The following is a 15,352-nucleotide window of genomic DNA, read 5'->3' as shown; positions in this document are numbered from 1 at the left end:
CTCGTTCCGCACCGGTACGTGTACCTGTACCTGTACCTGTAGGTGATCCGCCCCGTCCGGCATCCCGCCCGGCCGGGGCGGTCCCGTCTCCGTTTCCGGACATCAGGCCGACGGGATGTGAATGAAGCAACCGGCGGCATGGCGGCCGCCTCGATCCTCGCGGCCGCGGCCGCCCGCCGATGCGCGAAAAATTCTTCCGGTCCGGCCGGGTGCGATGTCGATCCCGCCGGAAACCGTTCGTATGGAGGGTGAGAGGCAGGCACCGGGCCCGCCACCACACCGAGGAGAGACGCCATGCAGCAGTACCTGCTGAGCATCTACCAGCCCGACGGAGCCCCGCCGCCGCCCGAGGTTCTGGAGCCGATCATGCAGGACCTTCAGGCCGTGAACGCCGAGATCAGGGCGGCCGGCGCCTGGGTGTTCTCCGGCGGCCTGTACCCGCCGAGCACGGCCACCGTGGTTCGGCTGAAGGACAGTGAGCTGCTCACCACCGACGGCCCGTACATCGAGGGCAAGGAGCACATCGGCGGGTTCACCGTCATCCAGGCGCCCAATCTCGACGCCGCGCTCGAGTGGGGCGGCAAGCTCGCCCGGGCGATCACCCTCCCGATCGAGGTCAGGCCGCTGCAGTACGGAACCTGTGGGTGACGTCCGGCATGCCGGAGGTGCCCCCGTCGGTGACGGAGCGGGTGTTCCGCGAGGAGTACGGTCGCGCGGTCGCCGTCCTGGTCCGCGTCTTCGGTGACATCGACATCGCCGAGGAGGCGGTCCAGGACGCGTTCACCACGGCGCTGCAACGGTGGCCGTCGGCCGGGCTGCCGCCGAGCCCGGCCGGGTGGATCATCACCACCGCCCGCAACCGGGCGATCGACCGCCTGCGCCGGGAGGCATCCCGTCAGGACCGGCATGCCCAGGCCGCACTGTTGCACGCCCCCGACACGCCTGCCCAGCAGGAGGATCCCGTGCAGGACGACCGGCTGCGTCTGATCTTCACCTGCTGCCACCCCGCGCTCGCCCCCGCCTCCCGGGTCGCCCTGACCCTCCGGCTCCTCGGCGGGCTCACCACCGCGGAGATCGCGTCCGCATTTCTGGTGGCCGAGCCGGCCATGGCCCAGCGGCTGGTCCGTGCCAAGGGCAAGATCCGCGATGCGCGCATCCCCTACCGGGTGCCGCGCGAGGCCGACCTCCCGGACCGCCTGCGGGCCGTGCTCGCCGTCGTCTACCTCATCTTCAACGAGGGCTACAAAGCCAGCTCGGGCGAGCGCCTCGTCCGCGAGAACCTCTGCGCGGAGGCAATTCGCCTCGGTCGGCTGCTGGCCGAGCTGATGCCCGACGAACCGGAGGTCAAGGGGCTGCTCGCGCTGATGCTGCTCACCGAGTCACGCCGGGCCGCCCGCACCACGCCCGACGGCGACCTCGTCCTGCTGGCCGACCAGGACCGCTCCCGGTGGGACCACGCGCTCATCGCCGAGGGCCAGGCGCTGGTCCGCCAGTGCCTGAGGCGCGATCGGCCCGGCCCGTACCAGATCCAGGCGGCGATCAACGCGGTTCACAGCGATGCGCCGATCGCAGCGGCCACCGACTGGGGCCAGATTCTCCAGCTGTACGACCAGTTGCTCGCCCTCGCTCCGAACCCGGTCGTGGCCCTCAACCGCGCGGTCGCGGTGGCCGAGCTCGACGGCCCGGCCGCGGCACTGGCCCTGGTCGACGACATCGACCTCGACGGGCACCACCTGTTCCACGCCATCCGCGCCGACCTGCTCCGCCGGCTGGGCCGCGACGAGGACGCGTCCCGGGCGTACGAGGCGGCGCTCGCCCGCACCGCGAACGAGGCGGAACGCGCGTTTCTGCGACGCAGACGTGAGGCGCTCGGCAGAGGTTGACTGCGTGCCGTGAACCCGTGCCGGCGGTCCCGGCGGGCGGCCTTGGCATTCGGCCCGTCGGCTCGCACGAGCAGGATCAGGCGGCCGTCTCCAGGCGCAGGCTCCAGCGGCCCGCCTGCCCCATCAGGGCGACGGTCGACAGCGGGCGGACGTCCACGTTCCAGTACGACGAGGGCGGCGCTTTGAGTGCGTACACCAGTGCCGCCCGTACGACGGCGGGTTCGGCGACCGCGACGAGGGAAGCGCCGTCGTCGGCCGGCCTCGTGTCCAGCCAGCCGCCTATGCGCGATATGAACGCCAGCAGCGACTCGCCGCCGTGCGGCGCGGAGCGCGGGTCGGCGAGCCAGGCGTCGACGGCCGCCGGTTCACGGGCCGTGACCTCCGAGAGCGTGAAGCCGCGCCAGCGGCCCATGTCGCAGTCGCGCAGCGCGGGCTGGGCGATCGGCGCGAAGCCGAGTGCCTCGCCGGTCGCCCGGCTCCGGGCGGTCGGCGAGCAGTAGCGCAACTCTGCGGCGCTGAGCGGCACCAGCCGGTACGCGTTGAGCTGCACTTCGTGCCAGCCTGCCTGGTCGAGCGGCCGGTCGTCGTCGAACCGCTCGGTGAGCAGGGAGGAACTGCGCGCGGCGGCGACCAGCGTGATCCGGACACTCATGGCGCGATCGTGGATGCGAAAGCCCCGCAGGTCAAGGGGGGATTTTGTCCATCGTGGCCGGGATGCCGGCGATTGCGTCGGCGCTGCTCATGATCGCCCGATCCCGGACCGCCAACGGCTGACGGGGGACGGGGCTCAGCCCAGCACCTCGTCGCAGGCCTTCCGCAGCCGTCGTACCCCCTCGGCGATCTCGGCGGGGCCCGCCACTCCCGCGAAGCTCAGCCGGACATGCCCGGCCGGAGGTTCGGCGCAGAAGTAGGGGCGGCCGGGGGCCAGTGCCACGCCCGCCCGCAGAGCCGCCGAAAACAGGGTGACCTCGTCCGCGCCGTCGGGGAGGCGCAGCCAGAGGTGGTAGCCGCCTGCCGGGATGTGCGGGAGGGACAGCTCGGGCAGTCCGAGGCTCAGCGCCGCGGTCATGGTGTCGCGACGGGCCTTCAACTCGGCCGCCACGGCGCGTAGATGGCGGTTCCAGGCCGGCGATCCGACCAGTTCCAGTGCCGCTTCCTGGAGGGGCCGGGCGACGAAGAAGGTGTCGACGACATGGATGGCGCGCAGTCGTTCGAGTACCGGGCCGCGAGCAGCCAGCATGCCCACCCGCAGGCTGGGCGAGGTCGCTTTGGTGAGCGAGCTGACGTGGACGACGACGCCCCCGTGGTCGTCCGCGGCGAGCGGGTCCGGCAGGGGGCCCGCGTCCTCGTGGACCATACGGCGGGCGAAGTCGTCCTCGACGACGAAGGCTCCGGCCTCGCGCGCGATGCGCAGCACGTCGGGGCGGCGATCGCGCGAGAGCACCGCGCCGGTGGGGTTCTGGAAGAGCGGCTGGCAGACGAAGACCCGGGCGCCGGTGGCCTTGAAGGCGGCGGCGAGCAGTTCCGTACGGACTCCCTGGGAGTCCACCGGGACCGGCACGGGACGCAGCCCGGCGGCGCGGGCGATGGCCAGCATGCCCGGATAGGTGGGGGACTCCACGAGGACGGGGGCGCCTGGCGGTGCGAGGGCGCGCAGGGCGGTGGTCAGTGCGGACTGGCCGCCCGCCGTGATCAGTACGTCGGCGGGGCCGATGCTGTCGCCGAGGCCGCGGGCGAACCACTCGCGCAGTTCCGGCAGCCCGTCGGTGGGCGGCCGCCCCCAGGCCCCGGGCCGCCGTCCCGCCCGGGCCAGCGCGGCGGCCATCGCCCGCTCCGGCTGGAGCGAGGCGTGCAGATAGCCGCCGTTGAACTCCACGACGCCCGGCGGCGGCGCGGCCAGCGTGGCCAGGACCGCGGACGCGTCCACGGCTCGCGGCACCAGCTCGGTGGCGGCGTCCGCGCTGAGGGTGACCTCCTGCCAGGAGGTGTCCCCCGGCGCCGGGGCGGTGTCGGCACGGGGCTGCGTCCGGAACGCACCGGCGCCGGGGCGGGTGACGACCAGACCCTCGGCGGCGAGCTGGGCGAGCGCGCGGGAGACGGTCACGGGCGAGACCCGGTACCGCTCGACCAGCGCCCGGCTCGACGGCAGCTTCCCACCTGGCGAGTAGCGGTCCAGCTCTCGCTTCAGCGCATTTGCCAATTCCGCCACACTGCTACGCTCTTGCATGACAGCACAGGATAGCGCTACCCACAGCACCTCGATAGCGGTCAGCAGCGGCACCCTCCTCGCCGCGCTCGGGGTCATCGCGTTCTCGCTCACCTTCCCGTCCACCGTCTGGGGCCTGGAGAGCTTCGGCCCCTGGTCCCTGGTCGCCGTACGGAGCACCCTCGCCGCCCTGATCGCCGGCGGCTTTCTGCTGGTGATGCGGGTACCGCTCCCGGGCCGCCGGCACTGGGCGGGGCTCGTCGTGGTGGCCGGCGGTGTCGTGGTGGGCTTTCCGCTGCTGACGACTCTCGCACTGCAGACCTCCACCACCTCGCACGCCGCGGTGGTGGTGGGGCTGCTGCCACTGACCACCGCCGCCTTCGCGGCCGTCCGCACCGGCCGCCGCCCCTCACGCACCTTCTGGCTGGCCGCGCTCGCCGGCGCGGCCGTGGTGATCGCCTTCACCGTGCAGCAGAGCGGCGGCGCGCTCCAGACCGGTGACCTGTATCTCTTCTGCGCGCTACTGGTCTGCGCGGCCGGTTACACCGAGGGCGGCAGGCTGGCCCGCCATATGCCGGGCTGGCAGGTGATCGGCTGGGCGCTGATGCTCTGCCTGCCGCTCGCGTTGTCGGGATCGGCGCTCGCCCTGACATTCGAGCCCGTCCGGCTGACGGCGCACGGCGTGGTCGGACTGCTCTGGGTCGCGGCCGGTTCGACCTTCTTCGGTCTGTACGTCTGGTACCGGGGCATGGCCTCCATCGGCATCGCCAAGGCCAGCCAGCTCCAGCTCGCTCAGCCGCTGCTCACCCTTGTCTGGTCGGTGTCCCTGCTGGGCGAGCGGCTCTCCCCCGCCGCCCCGGTTGCGGCCGTGGCGGTTCTGGTGTGCATCGCCGTGACGCAGCGGGCCCGCAGCTGAGGGTGCAACTCCCGGCCCCGGCCGTAGACTCGAAGCACGAACCACCGCCTTCGAGGAGGTCACTCCCGATGGAAGCAAACGTGGGCGACACGCTGCTCGTACACGGCAGGACCGTGGGACAGCACGACAAGACCGCCGAAGTCGTGGAGGTACTGGGGCAGAAGGGCAATCCCCCGTACCGCGTGCGCTTCGACGACGGGCATGAGGCGCTGCTGTCTCCGGGCCCCGACACTGTCGTGCGCCACCGCGAGAAGAGCTGAGCCGGATCCCTCGGCCGGCCCCCTGACCCGGCTCGTCCCTCAGGCGGGCGGCAGAACCCTGTCCGGATAGTGGTCGGCCACCACCCTGGCCATCGCCCCGACCGGATCAGTCATGACCTCTTTGGCCGAGAAGAAGCAGTGGCCGCCCACCTCGGCGTATGTGCGCGCCAGCGTGAGATGCCGGGAGAGTTCGGCGGGGTCCTGCCAGGGAGCGGGCTGGGCGGGGTCGCCCGCCTTGTAGAGGGCCTCGCCGGCGTAGAGACCGACGCCCGTGCCCCGTACGACATCGCTCCACCAGGGCAGCAGCTTGGCGTAGTCGGCCGGGCCGAAACCGATGTGCCAGTACAGCTGCGGTACGACGTAGTCGATCCAGCCCTGCTTGATCCACTTACGGGTGTCGGCGTGCAGATCGTCGTAGGTCTGCACGCCCGCCGTGGTGTCCGAGCCGAGCGGATCGGTGGCGACGTTGCGCCACACGCCGAACGGGCTGATTCCGAACGCGATGTCCTTCTCGGCCCTCTTTGTCTTCTTGGCCTTCTTGATCCGGTCGGCCATCTCGCTGATGAGCCGGTCGATGTTGTTCCGCCGCCAGGCTGCCTTGTCCGGGAAGCCCGCGCCGTACCGGGCGTAGGTCCCGTCGTCGTCGAAGACCTGACCGGCCACCGGATACGGGTAGAAGTAGTCGTCGAAGTGGACCGCGTCGATGTCGTAGCGGTTGACGGCGTCCATCATCGCGTCCTGGACGAAGGCCCGGACCTCGGGGATGCCGGGGTTGTAGTACAGCTTCCCGCCGTACGGCAGGACCCACTCCGGGTGAACCCGGGCCGGGTGGTTCTCGACCAGACGGGACGGGTCGGTGTGAGTCGCGACACGGTACGGGTTGAACCAGGCGTGCAGCTCGAGACCGCGCCGATGCGCCTCGCACACGGCGGTCCCCAGCGGGTCCCAGCCGGGGTGCTCCCCCTGTGCGCCGGTGAGGTACTGCGACCAGGGCTCGTGCGGCGAGGGCCACAGGGCGTCCGCGGCGGGCCTGACCTGGAGGACGACGGCGTTCAGCTTGCGGGCGACGGCGGTGTCGAGGTGGTCGAGGAGTTCGGCGCGCTGCTCGGCGGCGGGGAGGCCGGGCAGGGACGGCCAGTCGCGATTGGAGACGGTCGCGAGCCACATGCCGCGAAACTCCGGGAGCGGCTTGTGCCGGCGTCGCGCGGCGCCGGCCGGCGAGCCGACGGGCCGGGCGGCCGCGTCTCCGCCCGTCGCCAGCGCGGCGAGTGTTCCGGCTGCCGTCAGCACGAACCTTCTTCTCCCGATATGCCCCATATGTCGCCCCGTCCGCGCTCGTTGCCGGTCACCGTGCTGCGCCCAGCATGCCCGCCCCTGGCCGCCGGGCACAGATGCATCCGGAGTAACGTCAGGGGGTCGAGGCGGGCACCGGAACCACACGGGGGCGCCTGCCGCAGAGATCAGCGAAAGGCACGAGGTGACGGACTCAATGGCCGACATTGCACGCGTCGGAGTGGTGGGTTGCGGCCAGATGGGCGCGGGCATCGCGGAGGTGTGCGCCCGCAGTGGCCTGGAGGTGAAGGTCGCCGAGACCACGGGCGAGGCCCTGGAGATCGGTCGCACCCGGCTCTACAACTCCCTCTCGAAGGCCGCCGAGCGCGGCAAGATCACCGTGGAAGAGCGCGACGCGACACTGGAGCGGCTCAGCTTCACCACCGACCTCGGGGAGTTCGCCGACCGCGATCTCGTCATCGAGGCCGTCGTGGAGAACGAGCAGATCAAGACCGAGATCTTCCAGGTGCTCGACCAGGTGGTGACCCGCCCGGACGCGATCCTCGCCTCCAACACCTCCTCCATCCCGCTGGTGAAGCTGGCCGTCGCGACCTCCCGGCCCGACCAGGTCATCGGCATCCACTTCTTCAACCCCGCCCCGGTGCAGAAGCTCGTCGAGCTGATCCCGGCGCTGACCACCTCAGAGGAGACGGTCAAGCGCTCCGAGGCCGTGGTCCAGAACGTGCTGGACAAGCACCCGATCCGCGCCCAGGACCGCTCGGGCTTCGTGGTGAACGCCCTCCTCATTCCGTATCTGCTCTCCGCGATCCGGATGTTCGAGTCGGGCATCGCCAGCCGCGAGGACATCGACAACGGCATGGAGCTGGGCTGCGCCCACCCGATGGGTCCGCTGAAGCTCTCCGACCTGATCGGCCTCGACACCGTCGCCTCGGTCGCCGACTCGATGTATGCGGAGTTCAAGGAGCCGCTGTACGCCGCTCCCCCGCTGCTGCAGCGGATGGTGGACGCGGGGCGCCTCGGCCGCAAGACGGGCTCCGGGTTCTACCCCTACTCCTGATTCACACGGAGTGTGCGGGGCGTGCCCGCATATGCCCTGCGCACACGCTCCCGCCCTCCGATCAGGGCGAGTTGACTCGGTTCCGCTCAGTCAAGGGTCCGCAGTACAACTCTGTCGAAGAGGAGCCCATCCGTGACCACCGACCCTGATCATTTAGTGGTCGTCGAAGAGTTCGCCGAGTTACGCCGCAGCCTCGACGTCGGCCTTGCCCGGATCGACGGGCATCTGGCACTGCTCGCACAGCGCAACGACCAGATCGACCGGGAACTCACCGATCTGGCCGCGCGCGTCGGGGCACTCGAGCACGCCAGGTGGCCGCTGCCCGCCGTCGCTGCGCTCACTGCGCTGGGAGCGCTGGCGGTCACCGTGTGGCAGGCCTTGGGCGGCCACTAGCCGCCGGGGCTCAGCCCAGCCGCAGATGGTGGAGCATCAGCAGCCCGGCCGCCATGTTGGCGGCCGGGACCTCACCGCGGGAGATCATGTCGGGCACCAGCTTGAGCGGTACCCACTCGCGGCGCGACGACTCGAAGTCGTCCTCGGGGTGGCCGATGTACGTGGCGTCCTCGGCCCAGTAGAGATGGTGCCGGGCGTCGGTCAGACCGTTGGACGGTTCGACGGTCAGGAGGTGCTGGAGGGGGCCGGGGCGCCAGCCCGTCTCCTCCTCCATCTCCCGGGCCGCGGCGGCCTCGATTTCCTCGCCGTCCTCGACGACTCCCGCCGCGAGCTCCCAGCCCCAGCTGTTGGTGATGAAGCGGTGCCGCCAGAGCATCAGCACCTCGTTGGCCCCGTTGACCGCTGTCGCTACGGCGACCGGACGGAGCCGGATGAGGAAGTGGTCCAGGTGCCGGCCGTCGGGGAGCACGACATCCGCGAGGTTGACCCTGAACCAGCGGTTTTCATACACAGTTTGTTCGCTTAAGTTCGTCCACTGCACTTTTCTGCCACCTTCCGACAAGTAGATGGCAATATCGCAGCAGGAGCTCGGTCAGAGGGGAACGCGCAGCGCCCCGTCGATGAGTTCGGCCGCCTCGTCTGCATTGCTGCAACCGCTCGCCACGAGATGCTCGCGCACCGCGCGAAGCCGGTCCCTGAGCCGCTGCGACTCCATCCCCCTCGCCCGCTCCACCATCTCCGCAGCCGTCCGCGCCGCCCGGTCCACCTCGCCCTGGCGCAGCTCGATCTGGCTGAGCATGGCGAGCCGGTGGACCCGGCCGCGGTCGTGCGCCGGAGTGCCGACGGCCGCCGTGGCGTGCTCGCGTGCCGCCGGCAGATCACCGAGGCTGAGCAGTGCCTCCGCGACCTGGACGTTCACCAGCCCCGGCTGGACATAGCCGGTCTCGTCCGGCTCGTGCCCCCGCCGGATCCGCTCCGCCTCCAGCTCCGCGCGCCGGATGCACCGCAGCGCGCTGCCGCTGTCGCCGAGATGTGCGTACGCCTTCGCCTGCATCGCGTACAGATCGGCGGCCAGCGCCGGGGTGAGCTGCCGCCCGGCCGCCCGCAGCGCCGCCTCCGCGAAGGCCACCGCCTGCCGGTGCTCGGCCATGAACAGCGACTGGTTGACCAGCAGCGCGATGACATAGGCGCCAAGTCCCCGGTCCCCACTGGCCTTTGCGAGCCGCAGCGCCTGGTGGAAGTAGCGCTGGGCGAGGCCGTGCGCATCGGAGTCGTACGCGCAGATGCCGGCGACAGCCACCAGACCGCCTGTCGCACGGTGCAGTTGGCGGCCCAGCGCGTCGCTGTAGGCGCCGCGCAGCAGAGGCGCGGTCTCGGCGTTGAGGAAGCCGACGATCCGCGCGCGGGTGGCGATGCCGCCCGCCTTGCGGTACATCAGCTCGTAGTGCGCCCGGGCGGCGCGCAGCATTTTGATGTCGGCCATGCTGACGTGCGTCCGTCCGGAGCGGGAGACGTCGGAGTCCTCCGGAGGGTTCTCCCACTCCCATACGGGCATCACCGCGGGTGTTCCGGTGACGGCGGGCGCCTCGATGATGTGCGGCCGTTGCTGTTCGTCGGAGCGCCACAGCGCGGTGGCGCGCTCCACGAAACCGGAGAGCGGCGAGCCGGGCGGCGAGCCCGACTCGCCGGGCACGCCCAGACCGATGTCGCCCAGCGTTATGGCCCGGTGCAGCCGGCTCGCGAGCACCTCGCAGATGAGGTCGGGCACCTGGCCGCGCGGGCGCTGGCCCTTCAACCACCGTGCCACGGCCGTGTGTTCGTACCGCAGTGACAGGCCCCTGGCCCGGCCCGCCTGATTGACGCGGGCGGCGAGTCCCGCGTTGGAGATTCCTGCCTCGTCGAGCAGGGCGTCGAGCAGGGTATTGGGCTGCATGTGGGCCCCTCTGTCGGCTCGGTGCGCTCAGCGTAGTAGAGGGGGATTCGCACGGGGTGTGTTTGGAGTGCCCCGATCTGTGCCTCGCGCGCTCTGCCGCCGTACCGTTCGCGCCGGTTGACTGAAATGCCTCTCATGGAGGCGGCCGGGCCGTCGGCTCCCCCTCGTACAGTGCGGCGGCCCTCGATCGCGTCGTCTGCCCTGCTGATCTGCCCGACACTCCGCGGCAGGGCGGGCGGCGCCGGCCGCACGGCAATCCCTTGGTTGCCGATCGCTGCACATGGCTGCAGATGACCGCCGGCGATAGGAGGGTTCTGACCGGGTACGGCGCAGGGCGGTGTCCCCGCACTGCGCCGGCACCCGCGAGCGGCCGTAGCGCGGCACCAGCAGCGCCAGCAGCGCCACATCGTAGGTCTCGGCCGTCGGCCGCCCAGCTGCCGGCGCAAAGGCGTGAGGGGCGCACCCGGTGTCCGGGCACGCCCCTCAGGGGATCGGGGGCCGGTCAGGCCCCGCGCAGCACCGCCCCGGTGCGCTCGGCGGCGAGCGCGACGGCGGCGTCGCGGGCGGCCGACGCCTCCTCGACGGTCAGCGTCCGGTCCGGGGCGCGGAACCGCAGCGCGTACGCCAGGGACTTCTCGCCCTCGCCGATCTGCGACCCGACGAACACATCGAACAGCCGGATGGATTCCAGCAGTTCACCCGCGCCCTCGGTCAGCGCCTTCTCGACCTCGGCGGCCGGCACGTCCTGGGACACGACCAGCGCGACGTCCTGGGTCGCCACCGGGAAGGTGGAGATCCGCGGGGCCCGGAGGGCACCCTCACCCGCCCGCTCAAGAAGGTCGAGCTCGACCTCCATGGCGCTGGTGCGCTCCGGCAGTCCGAGCGCCTTGATGACGCGCGGGTGCAGTTCGCCGGCGTGGCCGACGAGGGTTTCCTCGCCGTCCACGGTGGCGTACAGCGCGGCGCAGCGACCCGGGTGCCACGGGGCGTGCTGGTCGGCGCGGACGGTGAGTTCGACGCCGGCCTCGCGGGCGACCGTACGGGCGGACTCGACCGCGTCGGCCCAGTCGGCCGGGCGGCCCTTGCCCCACCAGCCGGCCTGCTCGCGCGCACCGGCCAGAACGGTGGCTACGCGGCGCGGCTGGCGCGGCAGCGCCGCGTTCAGCTTGGCGATCTCCTCATCGGTCGGGCGGCGGTCGACGGGCAGCGTGCCCGGGACCGTCTCCTCGCCGGTGGGCCGGAAGACGAGACCCGTCTCGAAGAGGGCCAGATCGTGCGAGCCACGGCCATCGTTGCGCCGCAGCGCGGCGAGCAGGCCCGGCAGCATCGTGGTGCGCAGCGCCGGCTCCTCGTCGGAGAGCGGGTTGACCAGCTTGACGACGGTGCGTCGCGGGTCCCCCGCTTCCAGGCCGAGCTGGTCGAACACCGTCTCGCCGACGAACGGGTAGTTCGGCGCCTCGACGTAGCCGGCGCCGGCCAGTGCGCGGCCGACGCGGCGGTGCAGCCGCTGGCGGCCGGTGAGCCCGCGGCCGGCCGGCGGCTTGGGCAGCGTGGAGGGCAGGTTCTCGTACCCCTCCAGCCGGATGACCTCTTCTGCGAGGTCGTTCGGCTCGCCGAGGTCGGGACGCCAGGACGGGACGGTGACGACCAGTTCGTCCTGCCCGTGCACGTCGCAGCCGACCTCCTGGAGGCGGCGGACGACGGTCTCGCGGCCGTAGTGGACGCCCGCGACACGGTCGGGGTGGTCGGCGGGCATCGAGACCGTACGCGGCGCGGACGGCGCGATGGCCTCGGTGACGCCGGCCTCCGCGGTGCCGCCCGCGAGCAGCACCAGCAGGTCGACGGTCCGCTGCGCGGCGGCGGCGGCCGCCTGCGGGTCGACGCCGCGCTCGAAGCGCTTGGACGCCTCGGAGGAGAGCTTGTGGCGCCGGGCCGTACGCGCGATGGACACGGCGTCGAAGTGCGCGGCCTCGATGACGACCTCGGTGGTGGCACCGAGGTCGTGGTCGGCGATCTCGGTGTTGGCGCCGCCCATGACGCCCGCGAGGCCGATCGGCCCGCGGTTGTCGGTGATCACCAGGTCCTCGACGTCCAGCACCCGCTGGGCGCCGTCCAGGGTGGTGAGCTTCTCGCCGGGCTCGGCGCGGCGCACCCCGATGGGCCCGTCGAGACGGGTCCGGTCGTAGGCGTGCAGCGGCTGGCCGACTTCGAGCATCACGTAGTTGGTGACGTCCACGGCGAGCGAGATCGGGCGCATCCCGGCCTTCTGCAGCCTGCGCTGCAGCCAGATCGGGGAGCGGGCCTCGGGCTCCAGGCCGACGACCGTACGGGCGGTGAAGCGGTCGCAGCCGACCGGGTCGGAGACCTTGACCACGTAGCCGAAGGAGTTCGGTGCGGGCACGTCCAGCAGCGCCGGGTCGCGCAGCGGCAGGCCGTACGCGATGGCGGTCTCGCGAGCGACGCCGCGCATCGAGAGGCAGTAGCCGCGGTCGGGCGTGACGGCGATGTCGAGGACCTCGTCGACGAGTTCGAGCAGCTCGATGGCGTCGGTGCCGACCTCGTGCTCGGGCGGCAGCACGATGATGCCGCTGCTGCCGTCGTCGCCCATGCCGAGCTCGTCGCCGGAGCAGATCATGCCGTGCGAGGTCCTGCCGTACGTCTTGCGCGCGGCGATCGCGAAGTCACCGGGCAGCACGGCGCCCGGCAGGACCACGACGACCTTGTCGCCGACGGAGAAGTTGCGCGCGCCGCAGACGACCTCCTGCGGCTCGCCGGTTCCGTTTGCCTGCCCGACGTCGACGGTGCAGAAGCGGATGGGCTTCTTGAACTCGGTCAGCTCCTCGATGGTCAGCACCTTGCCGACGACGAGGGGGCCCTTGAGGCCCGCGCCGAGCTGCTCGACCGTCTCGACCTCGAGACCTGCCGCGATGAGCTTGGTCTGTACGTCGCGGCCGGTCTCCGTGGCCGGCAGGTCGACGTACTCCCGCAGCCAAGAAAGCGGGACCCGCATCAGATCTCCATCCCGAACGGCCGGGTGAACCGGACGTCGCCCTCGACCATGTCTCGCATGTCTTCGACGTTGTGGCGGAACATCAGCATCCGCTCGATGCCGAACCCGAAGGCGAATCCGCTGTACTTGTCGGGGTCGACGCCGCAGGCGATGAGCACCTTCGGGTTGACCATGCCGCAGCCGCCGAGTTCGATCCAGCCCTCGCTGCCGCAGGTGCGGCAGGGCCGGTCCGGGTTGCCGACGGACTCGCCGCGGCACACGTAACAGACCATGTCCATCTCGGCGGACGGCTCGGTGAAGGGGAAGAAGTTCGGCCGGAGCCGGGTCTTCATCCCTTCGCCGCCGAACAGCGCCCGGACCATGTGGTCGAGGGTGCCCTTGAGGTCCGCCATGGTCAGGCCCTCGTCCACGGCGAGCAGCTCGACCTGGTGGAAGACCGGGGTGTGGGTGGCGTCCAGATCGTCGGTGCGGTAGACGCGGCCGGGGCAGATGACATACACCGGCGGCTCACGGTCGAGCAGCGAGCGGATCTGCACGGGCGAGGTGTGCGTACGCAGTACGACGCCGGAATTTCCCCCGGAGCCTTCGGCCTGGGTGGTGCCCCCACCGCCGTCGGGGCCCTCGACGAAGAAGGTGTCGTGCTCGCCGCGGGCGGGGTGGTCCGCGGCGATGTTCAGCGCGTCGAAGTTCAGCCACTCGGTCTCGACCTCGGGGCCTTCCGCGACCTCGTAGCCCATGGCTGTGAAGACGTCCTCGATGCGCTCGGAGAGCGTGGTCAGCGGGTGGCGGGCGCCGGCCGGAACGCGGTCGTAGGGCAGCGTGACGTCCACTGCCTCCTCGACCAGCACCCGGGCGTCGCGCTCGGACTCCAGCTCGGCCTGGCGGGTGGCGAGCGCCTTGCTCACGGCGCCGCGGGCCTGGCCCACGCGCTTGCCGGCCTCGGCCTTGGCCTGCGGCGGCAGTGCGCCGATCTCCCGGTTGGCGAGCGCGAGCGGCGAGCCGCCGCCGGTGTGCGCGACCTTCGCGTGGGCGAGCTCTTCGAGGTCGCCGGCGGCGGCGAAGGCGGCGAACGCCTCGTCCCGCATGCGCTCGATCTCTTCCGGTTTCAGTGCCTCGACCTCAACTGGGTCGTACGACTTATTGGGTGCGGACATCTCTTCCCGTACTTCCGATGGGCTGGCTGGGGCCCCCGCTCGTCGACCGAGGACGCAAAGGTGCCAAAGGTCGAGTCTAACGGGGTGTGGAGAGGCGAATGAGCCCGCGGGCTGCTCAAGCCAGGTAGGCCGGGGCGCCGACGGGCAGAATAAATCGGAACTCGGCGCCGCCGCCGGGTCCGCGGCCGACGGTGATCGTCCCGCCGTGCGCCTCGACGATGCCCTTGACGATGTAGAGGCCCAGGCCGGTGCCGCCGCGCTTGCTCCCCCGCCAGAAGCGGGTGAAGACACGGCCCATCGACTCCTCGGGGATGCCGGGGCCTTCGTCGCTCACGGTGACGGCCGTGCCCTTCTCGTCGTCCTTCGCCGATGCCGGCGCCACCTCGATGGTGACGGTTCCGGCGCCGTGGCGCACCGCATTTTCCAGCAGATTGCCGAGCACCTGGTCGACCTTGTCCGGGTCGGCCCACAGGTCGGGCAGTCGGCACTGGATGCGTACGAAGAAGCGGTCGGGAGACTGGCCACTGGCTATGTGCGCCTGGATGTGGCGTCCGACGGCCGCCGCGATGTCGATGGGCTGGCGGCGCACTTCGAGCCGTCCGGAGTCGATACGGGAGATGTCGAGGAGTTCGGCGATGAGCCGGGTGACGCGGTTGGCGTCGGCGTCGACCGTCTCCAGCATCAGCCGCTTCTGGTCGTCGGTGAAACGCTCCCACTTGGCGAGCAGAGTCGCGGTGAAGCCCTTCACGGAGGTCAGCGGGGAACGCAGCTCATGGGCGACGGTCGCTATCAGCTCGGCATGACTGCGTTCGGTGCGGCGCCGGGCCTCGGTGCCCCGCAGGCTGATGACGACGCGACGTACCGGCCCGGTGGGGTACTCGCGCACATAGCGGGCAGCGACGAGGACCTCCCGGCCGCCGGGCAGCAGCAGATTGCGCTCGGGCTGGCCGACGCGGGTGGCGAGTCCGCCGTAAGGATCGGTCAGCGTCCACCAGCGGCAGCCCTTGAGGTCCTCCAGCGGCAGCACGCGCTCCAGCGGCAGGCCGAGCGCTTCGCCCTTGGACACGGCGGTGATCCGTACGGCCGCGGCATTGAAGCAGATCACGCGGCCGGTCTCGTCGGCCACGACAAGTCCGTCGGGGAGTTCGTCGGGGTCGATCCCGAACGCGTCGAGGCCGCCGGACCGGCACAGCATCGCCCCGTGTGTCTCCGCGAGCCTGCTCGTCCCGACAGCCATCCCCGCACCC

Annotated in this window: 14 protein-coding genes; 6 read left to right on the top strand and 8 right to left on the bottom strand. The window is 71.4% G+C overall.

Annotated features, from left to right (window positions below):
• Positions 1-294 precede the first annotated feature (294 nt).
• Both ACFYWY_RS29720 and ACFYWY_RS29715 read left to right on the top strand, forming a co-directional pair.
• Positions 295-648 carry a YciI family protein gene (locus ACFYWY_RS29720; protein WP_389191621.1) on the top strand — a complete coding sequence of 118 codons (354 nt, stop codon included), beginning with the start codon at positions 295-297 and terminating at the stop codon, positions 646-648.
• An 8-nt stretch (positions 649-656) separates the two neighbouring features.
• Complete coding sequence (locus ACFYWY_RS29715) at positions 657-1,883, top strand: RNA polymerase sigma factor (RefSeq protein ID WP_389191617.1); 1,227 nt, start codon at positions 657-659, stop codon at positions 1,881-1,883.
• A 76-nt stretch (positions 1,884-1,959) separates the two neighbouring features.
• Here the strand turns inward: ACFYWY_RS29715 and ACFYWY_RS29710 are convergent, their stop codons facing one another.
• Positions 1,960-2,535 carry a histidine phosphatase family protein gene (locus ACFYWY_RS29710; protein WP_389191614.1) on the bottom strand — a complete coding sequence of 192 codons (576 nt, stop codon included), beginning with the start codon at positions 2,533-2,535 and terminating at the stop codon, positions 1,960-1,962.
• Positions 2,536-2,670: 135 nt separating this feature from the next.
• Complete coding sequence (locus ACFYWY_RS29705; protein WP_389191612.1) at positions 2,671-4,110, bottom strand: PLP-dependent aminotransferase family protein; 1,440 nt, start codon at positions 4,108-4,110, stop codon at positions 2,671-2,673.
• Here ACFYWY_RS29705 and ACFYWY_RS29700 point away from each other — a divergent pair.
• Positions 4,109-5,005 carry a DMT family transporter gene (locus ACFYWY_RS29700; protein WP_389191609.1) on the top strand — a complete coding sequence of 299 codons (897 nt, stop codon included), beginning with the start codon at positions 4,109-4,111 and terminating at the stop codon, positions 5,003-5,005. The genes ACFYWY_RS29705 and ACFYWY_RS29700 overlap by 2 nt on opposite strands.
• Positions 5,006-5,073: 68 nt before the next feature.
• On the top strand, positions 5,074-5,265 hold the full coding sequence (locus ACFYWY_RS29695) for a DUF1918 domain-containing protein (RefSeq protein WP_389191606.1): 192 nt from the start codon (positions 5,074-5,076) through the stop codon (positions 5,263-5,265).
• 39 nt (positions 5,266-5,304) lie between these two features.
• On the opposite strand, the gene ACFYWY_RS29690 is transcribed toward ACFYWY_RS29695, so the two are convergent.
• Positions 5,305-6,582 carry a glycoside hydrolase family 10 protein gene (locus ACFYWY_RS29690; protein ID WP_389191603.1) on the bottom strand — a complete coding sequence of 426 codons (1,278 nt, stop codon included), beginning with the start codon at positions 6,580-6,582 and terminating at the stop codon, positions 5,305-5,307.
• A 172-nt stretch (positions 6,583-6,754) separates the two neighbouring features.
• On the opposite strand from ACFYWY_RS29690, the gene ACFYWY_RS29685 reads away from it, so the two are divergent.
• Both ACFYWY_RS29685 and ACFYWY_RS29680 read left to right on the top strand, forming a co-directional pair.
• Positions 6,755-7,615, top strand: coding sequence for a 3-hydroxybutyryl-CoA dehydrogenase (locus ACFYWY_RS29685; RefSeq protein ID WP_389191600.1), 861 nt, complete (start codon positions 6,755-6,757; stop codon positions 7,613-7,615).
• Positions 7,616-7,747: 132 nt separating this feature from the next.
• Entirely contained in the window at positions 7,748-8,008 is a 261-nt protein-coding gene (locus ACFYWY_RS29680; RefSeq protein ID WP_389191597.1) for a hypothetical protein, read from the top strand.
• A 10-nt stretch (positions 8,009-8,018) separates the two neighbouring features.
• Here the strand turns inward: ACFYWY_RS29680 and ACFYWY_RS29675 are convergent, their stop codons facing one another.
• From ACFYWY_RS29675 to ACFYWY_RS29655, 5 genes are all read right to left on the bottom strand, one after another.
• On the bottom strand, positions 8,019-8,549 hold the full coding sequence (locus tag ACFYWY_RS29675) for an NUDIX domain-containing protein (protein WP_389191594.1): 531 nt from the start codon (positions 8,547-8,549) through the stop codon (positions 8,019-8,021).
• Positions 8,550-8,600: 51 nt separating this feature from the next.
• On the bottom strand, positions 8,601-9,941 hold the full coding sequence (locus tag ACFYWY_RS29670) for a transcriptional regulator (RefSeq protein WP_389191591.1): 1,341 nt from the start codon (positions 9,939-9,941) through the stop codon (positions 8,601-8,603).
• 502 nt (positions 9,942-10,443) lie between these two features.
• Positions 10,444-12,951 carry a phenylalanine--tRNA ligase subunit beta gene (gene pheT / locus ACFYWY_RS29665; RefSeq protein WP_389191588.1) on the bottom strand — a complete coding sequence of 836 codons (2,508 nt, stop codon included), beginning with the start codon at positions 12,949-12,951 and terminating at the stop codon, positions 10,444-10,446.
• Positions 12,951-14,105 (bottom strand): phenylalanine--tRNA ligase subunit alpha, encoded by a 1,155-nt coding sequence (gene pheS / locus ACFYWY_RS29660; protein ID WP_389191585.1) that lies wholly within the window; start codon positions 14,103-14,105, stop codon positions 12,951-12,953. Before pheS ends, pheT begins: the two co-directional genes overlap by 1 nt.
• 115 nt (positions 14,106-14,220) lie before the next feature.
• The gene (locus ACFYWY_RS29655) at positions 14,221-15,342 is read right to left on the bottom strand and encodes an ATP-binding protein (protein ID WP_389191582.1); all 1,122 of its coding nucleotides are present in this window, start codon (positions 15,340-15,342) and stop codon (positions 14,221-14,223) included.
• Positions 15,343-15,352: the final 10 nt, after the last annotated feature.

Source organism: Streptomyces sp. NPDC002870 (genome assembly GCF_042888505.1).
In the GTDB taxonomy this organism is placed as follows: domain Bacteria; phylum Actinomycetota; class Actinomycetes; order Streptomycetales; family Streptomycetaceae; genus Streptomyces.
Note: the sequence above shows the minus strand (reverse complement) of the source record. Positions and strands in the feature narration are given on the sequence as shown.

Bases quoted from the DNA above. Each gene is read 5' to 3' on its own strand.
- ACFYWY_RS29710 (WP_389191614.1), bottom strand. From the start codon at position 2,535: ATGAGTGTCCGGATCACGCTGGTCGCCGCCGCGCGCAGTTCCTCCCTG.
- ACFYWY_RS29715 (WP_389191617.1), top strand. From the start codon at position 657: ATGCCGGAGGTGCCCCCGTCGGTGACGGAGCGGGTGTTCCGCGAGGAG.
- ACFYWY_RS29690 (WP_389191603.1), bottom strand. From the start codon at position 6,582: ATGGGGCATATCGGGAGAAGAAGGTTCGTGCTGACGGCAGCCGGAACA.
- pheT (WP_389191588.1), bottom strand. From the start codon at position 12,951: ATGCGGGTCCCGCTTTCTTGGCTGCGGGAGTACGTCGACCTGCCGGCC.
- pheS (WP_389191585.1), bottom strand. From the start codon at position 14,105: ATGTCCGCACCCAATAAGTCGTACGACCCAGTTGAGGTCGAGGCACTG.
- ACFYWY_RS29670 (WP_389191591.1), bottom strand. From the start codon at position 9,941: ATGCAGCCCAATACCCTGCTCGACGCCCTGCTCGACGAGGCAGGAATC.
- ACFYWY_RS29655 (WP_389191582.1), bottom strand. From the start codon at position 15,342: ATGGCTGTCGGGACGAGCAGGCTCGCGGAGACACACGGGGCGATGCTG.
- ACFYWY_RS29685 (WP_389191600.1), top strand. From the start codon at position 6,755: ATGGCCGACATTGCACGCGTCGGAGTGGTGGGTTGCGGCCAGATGGGC.
- ACFYWY_RS29720 (WP_389191621.1), top strand. From the start codon at position 295: ATGCAGCAGTACCTGCTGAGCATCTACCAGCCCGACGGAGCCCCGCCG.
- ACFYWY_RS29695 (WP_389191606.1), top strand. From the start codon at position 5,074: ATGGAAGCAAACGTGGGCGACACGCTGCTCGTACACGGCAGGACCGTG.
- ACFYWY_RS29705 (WP_389191612.1), bottom strand. From the start codon at position 4,110: ATGCAAGAGCGTAGCAGTGTGGCGGAATTGGCAAATGCGCTGAAGCGA.
- ACFYWY_RS29700 (WP_389191609.1), top strand. From the start codon at position 4,109: ATGACAGCACAGGATAGCGCTACCCACAGCACCTCGATAGCGGTCAGC.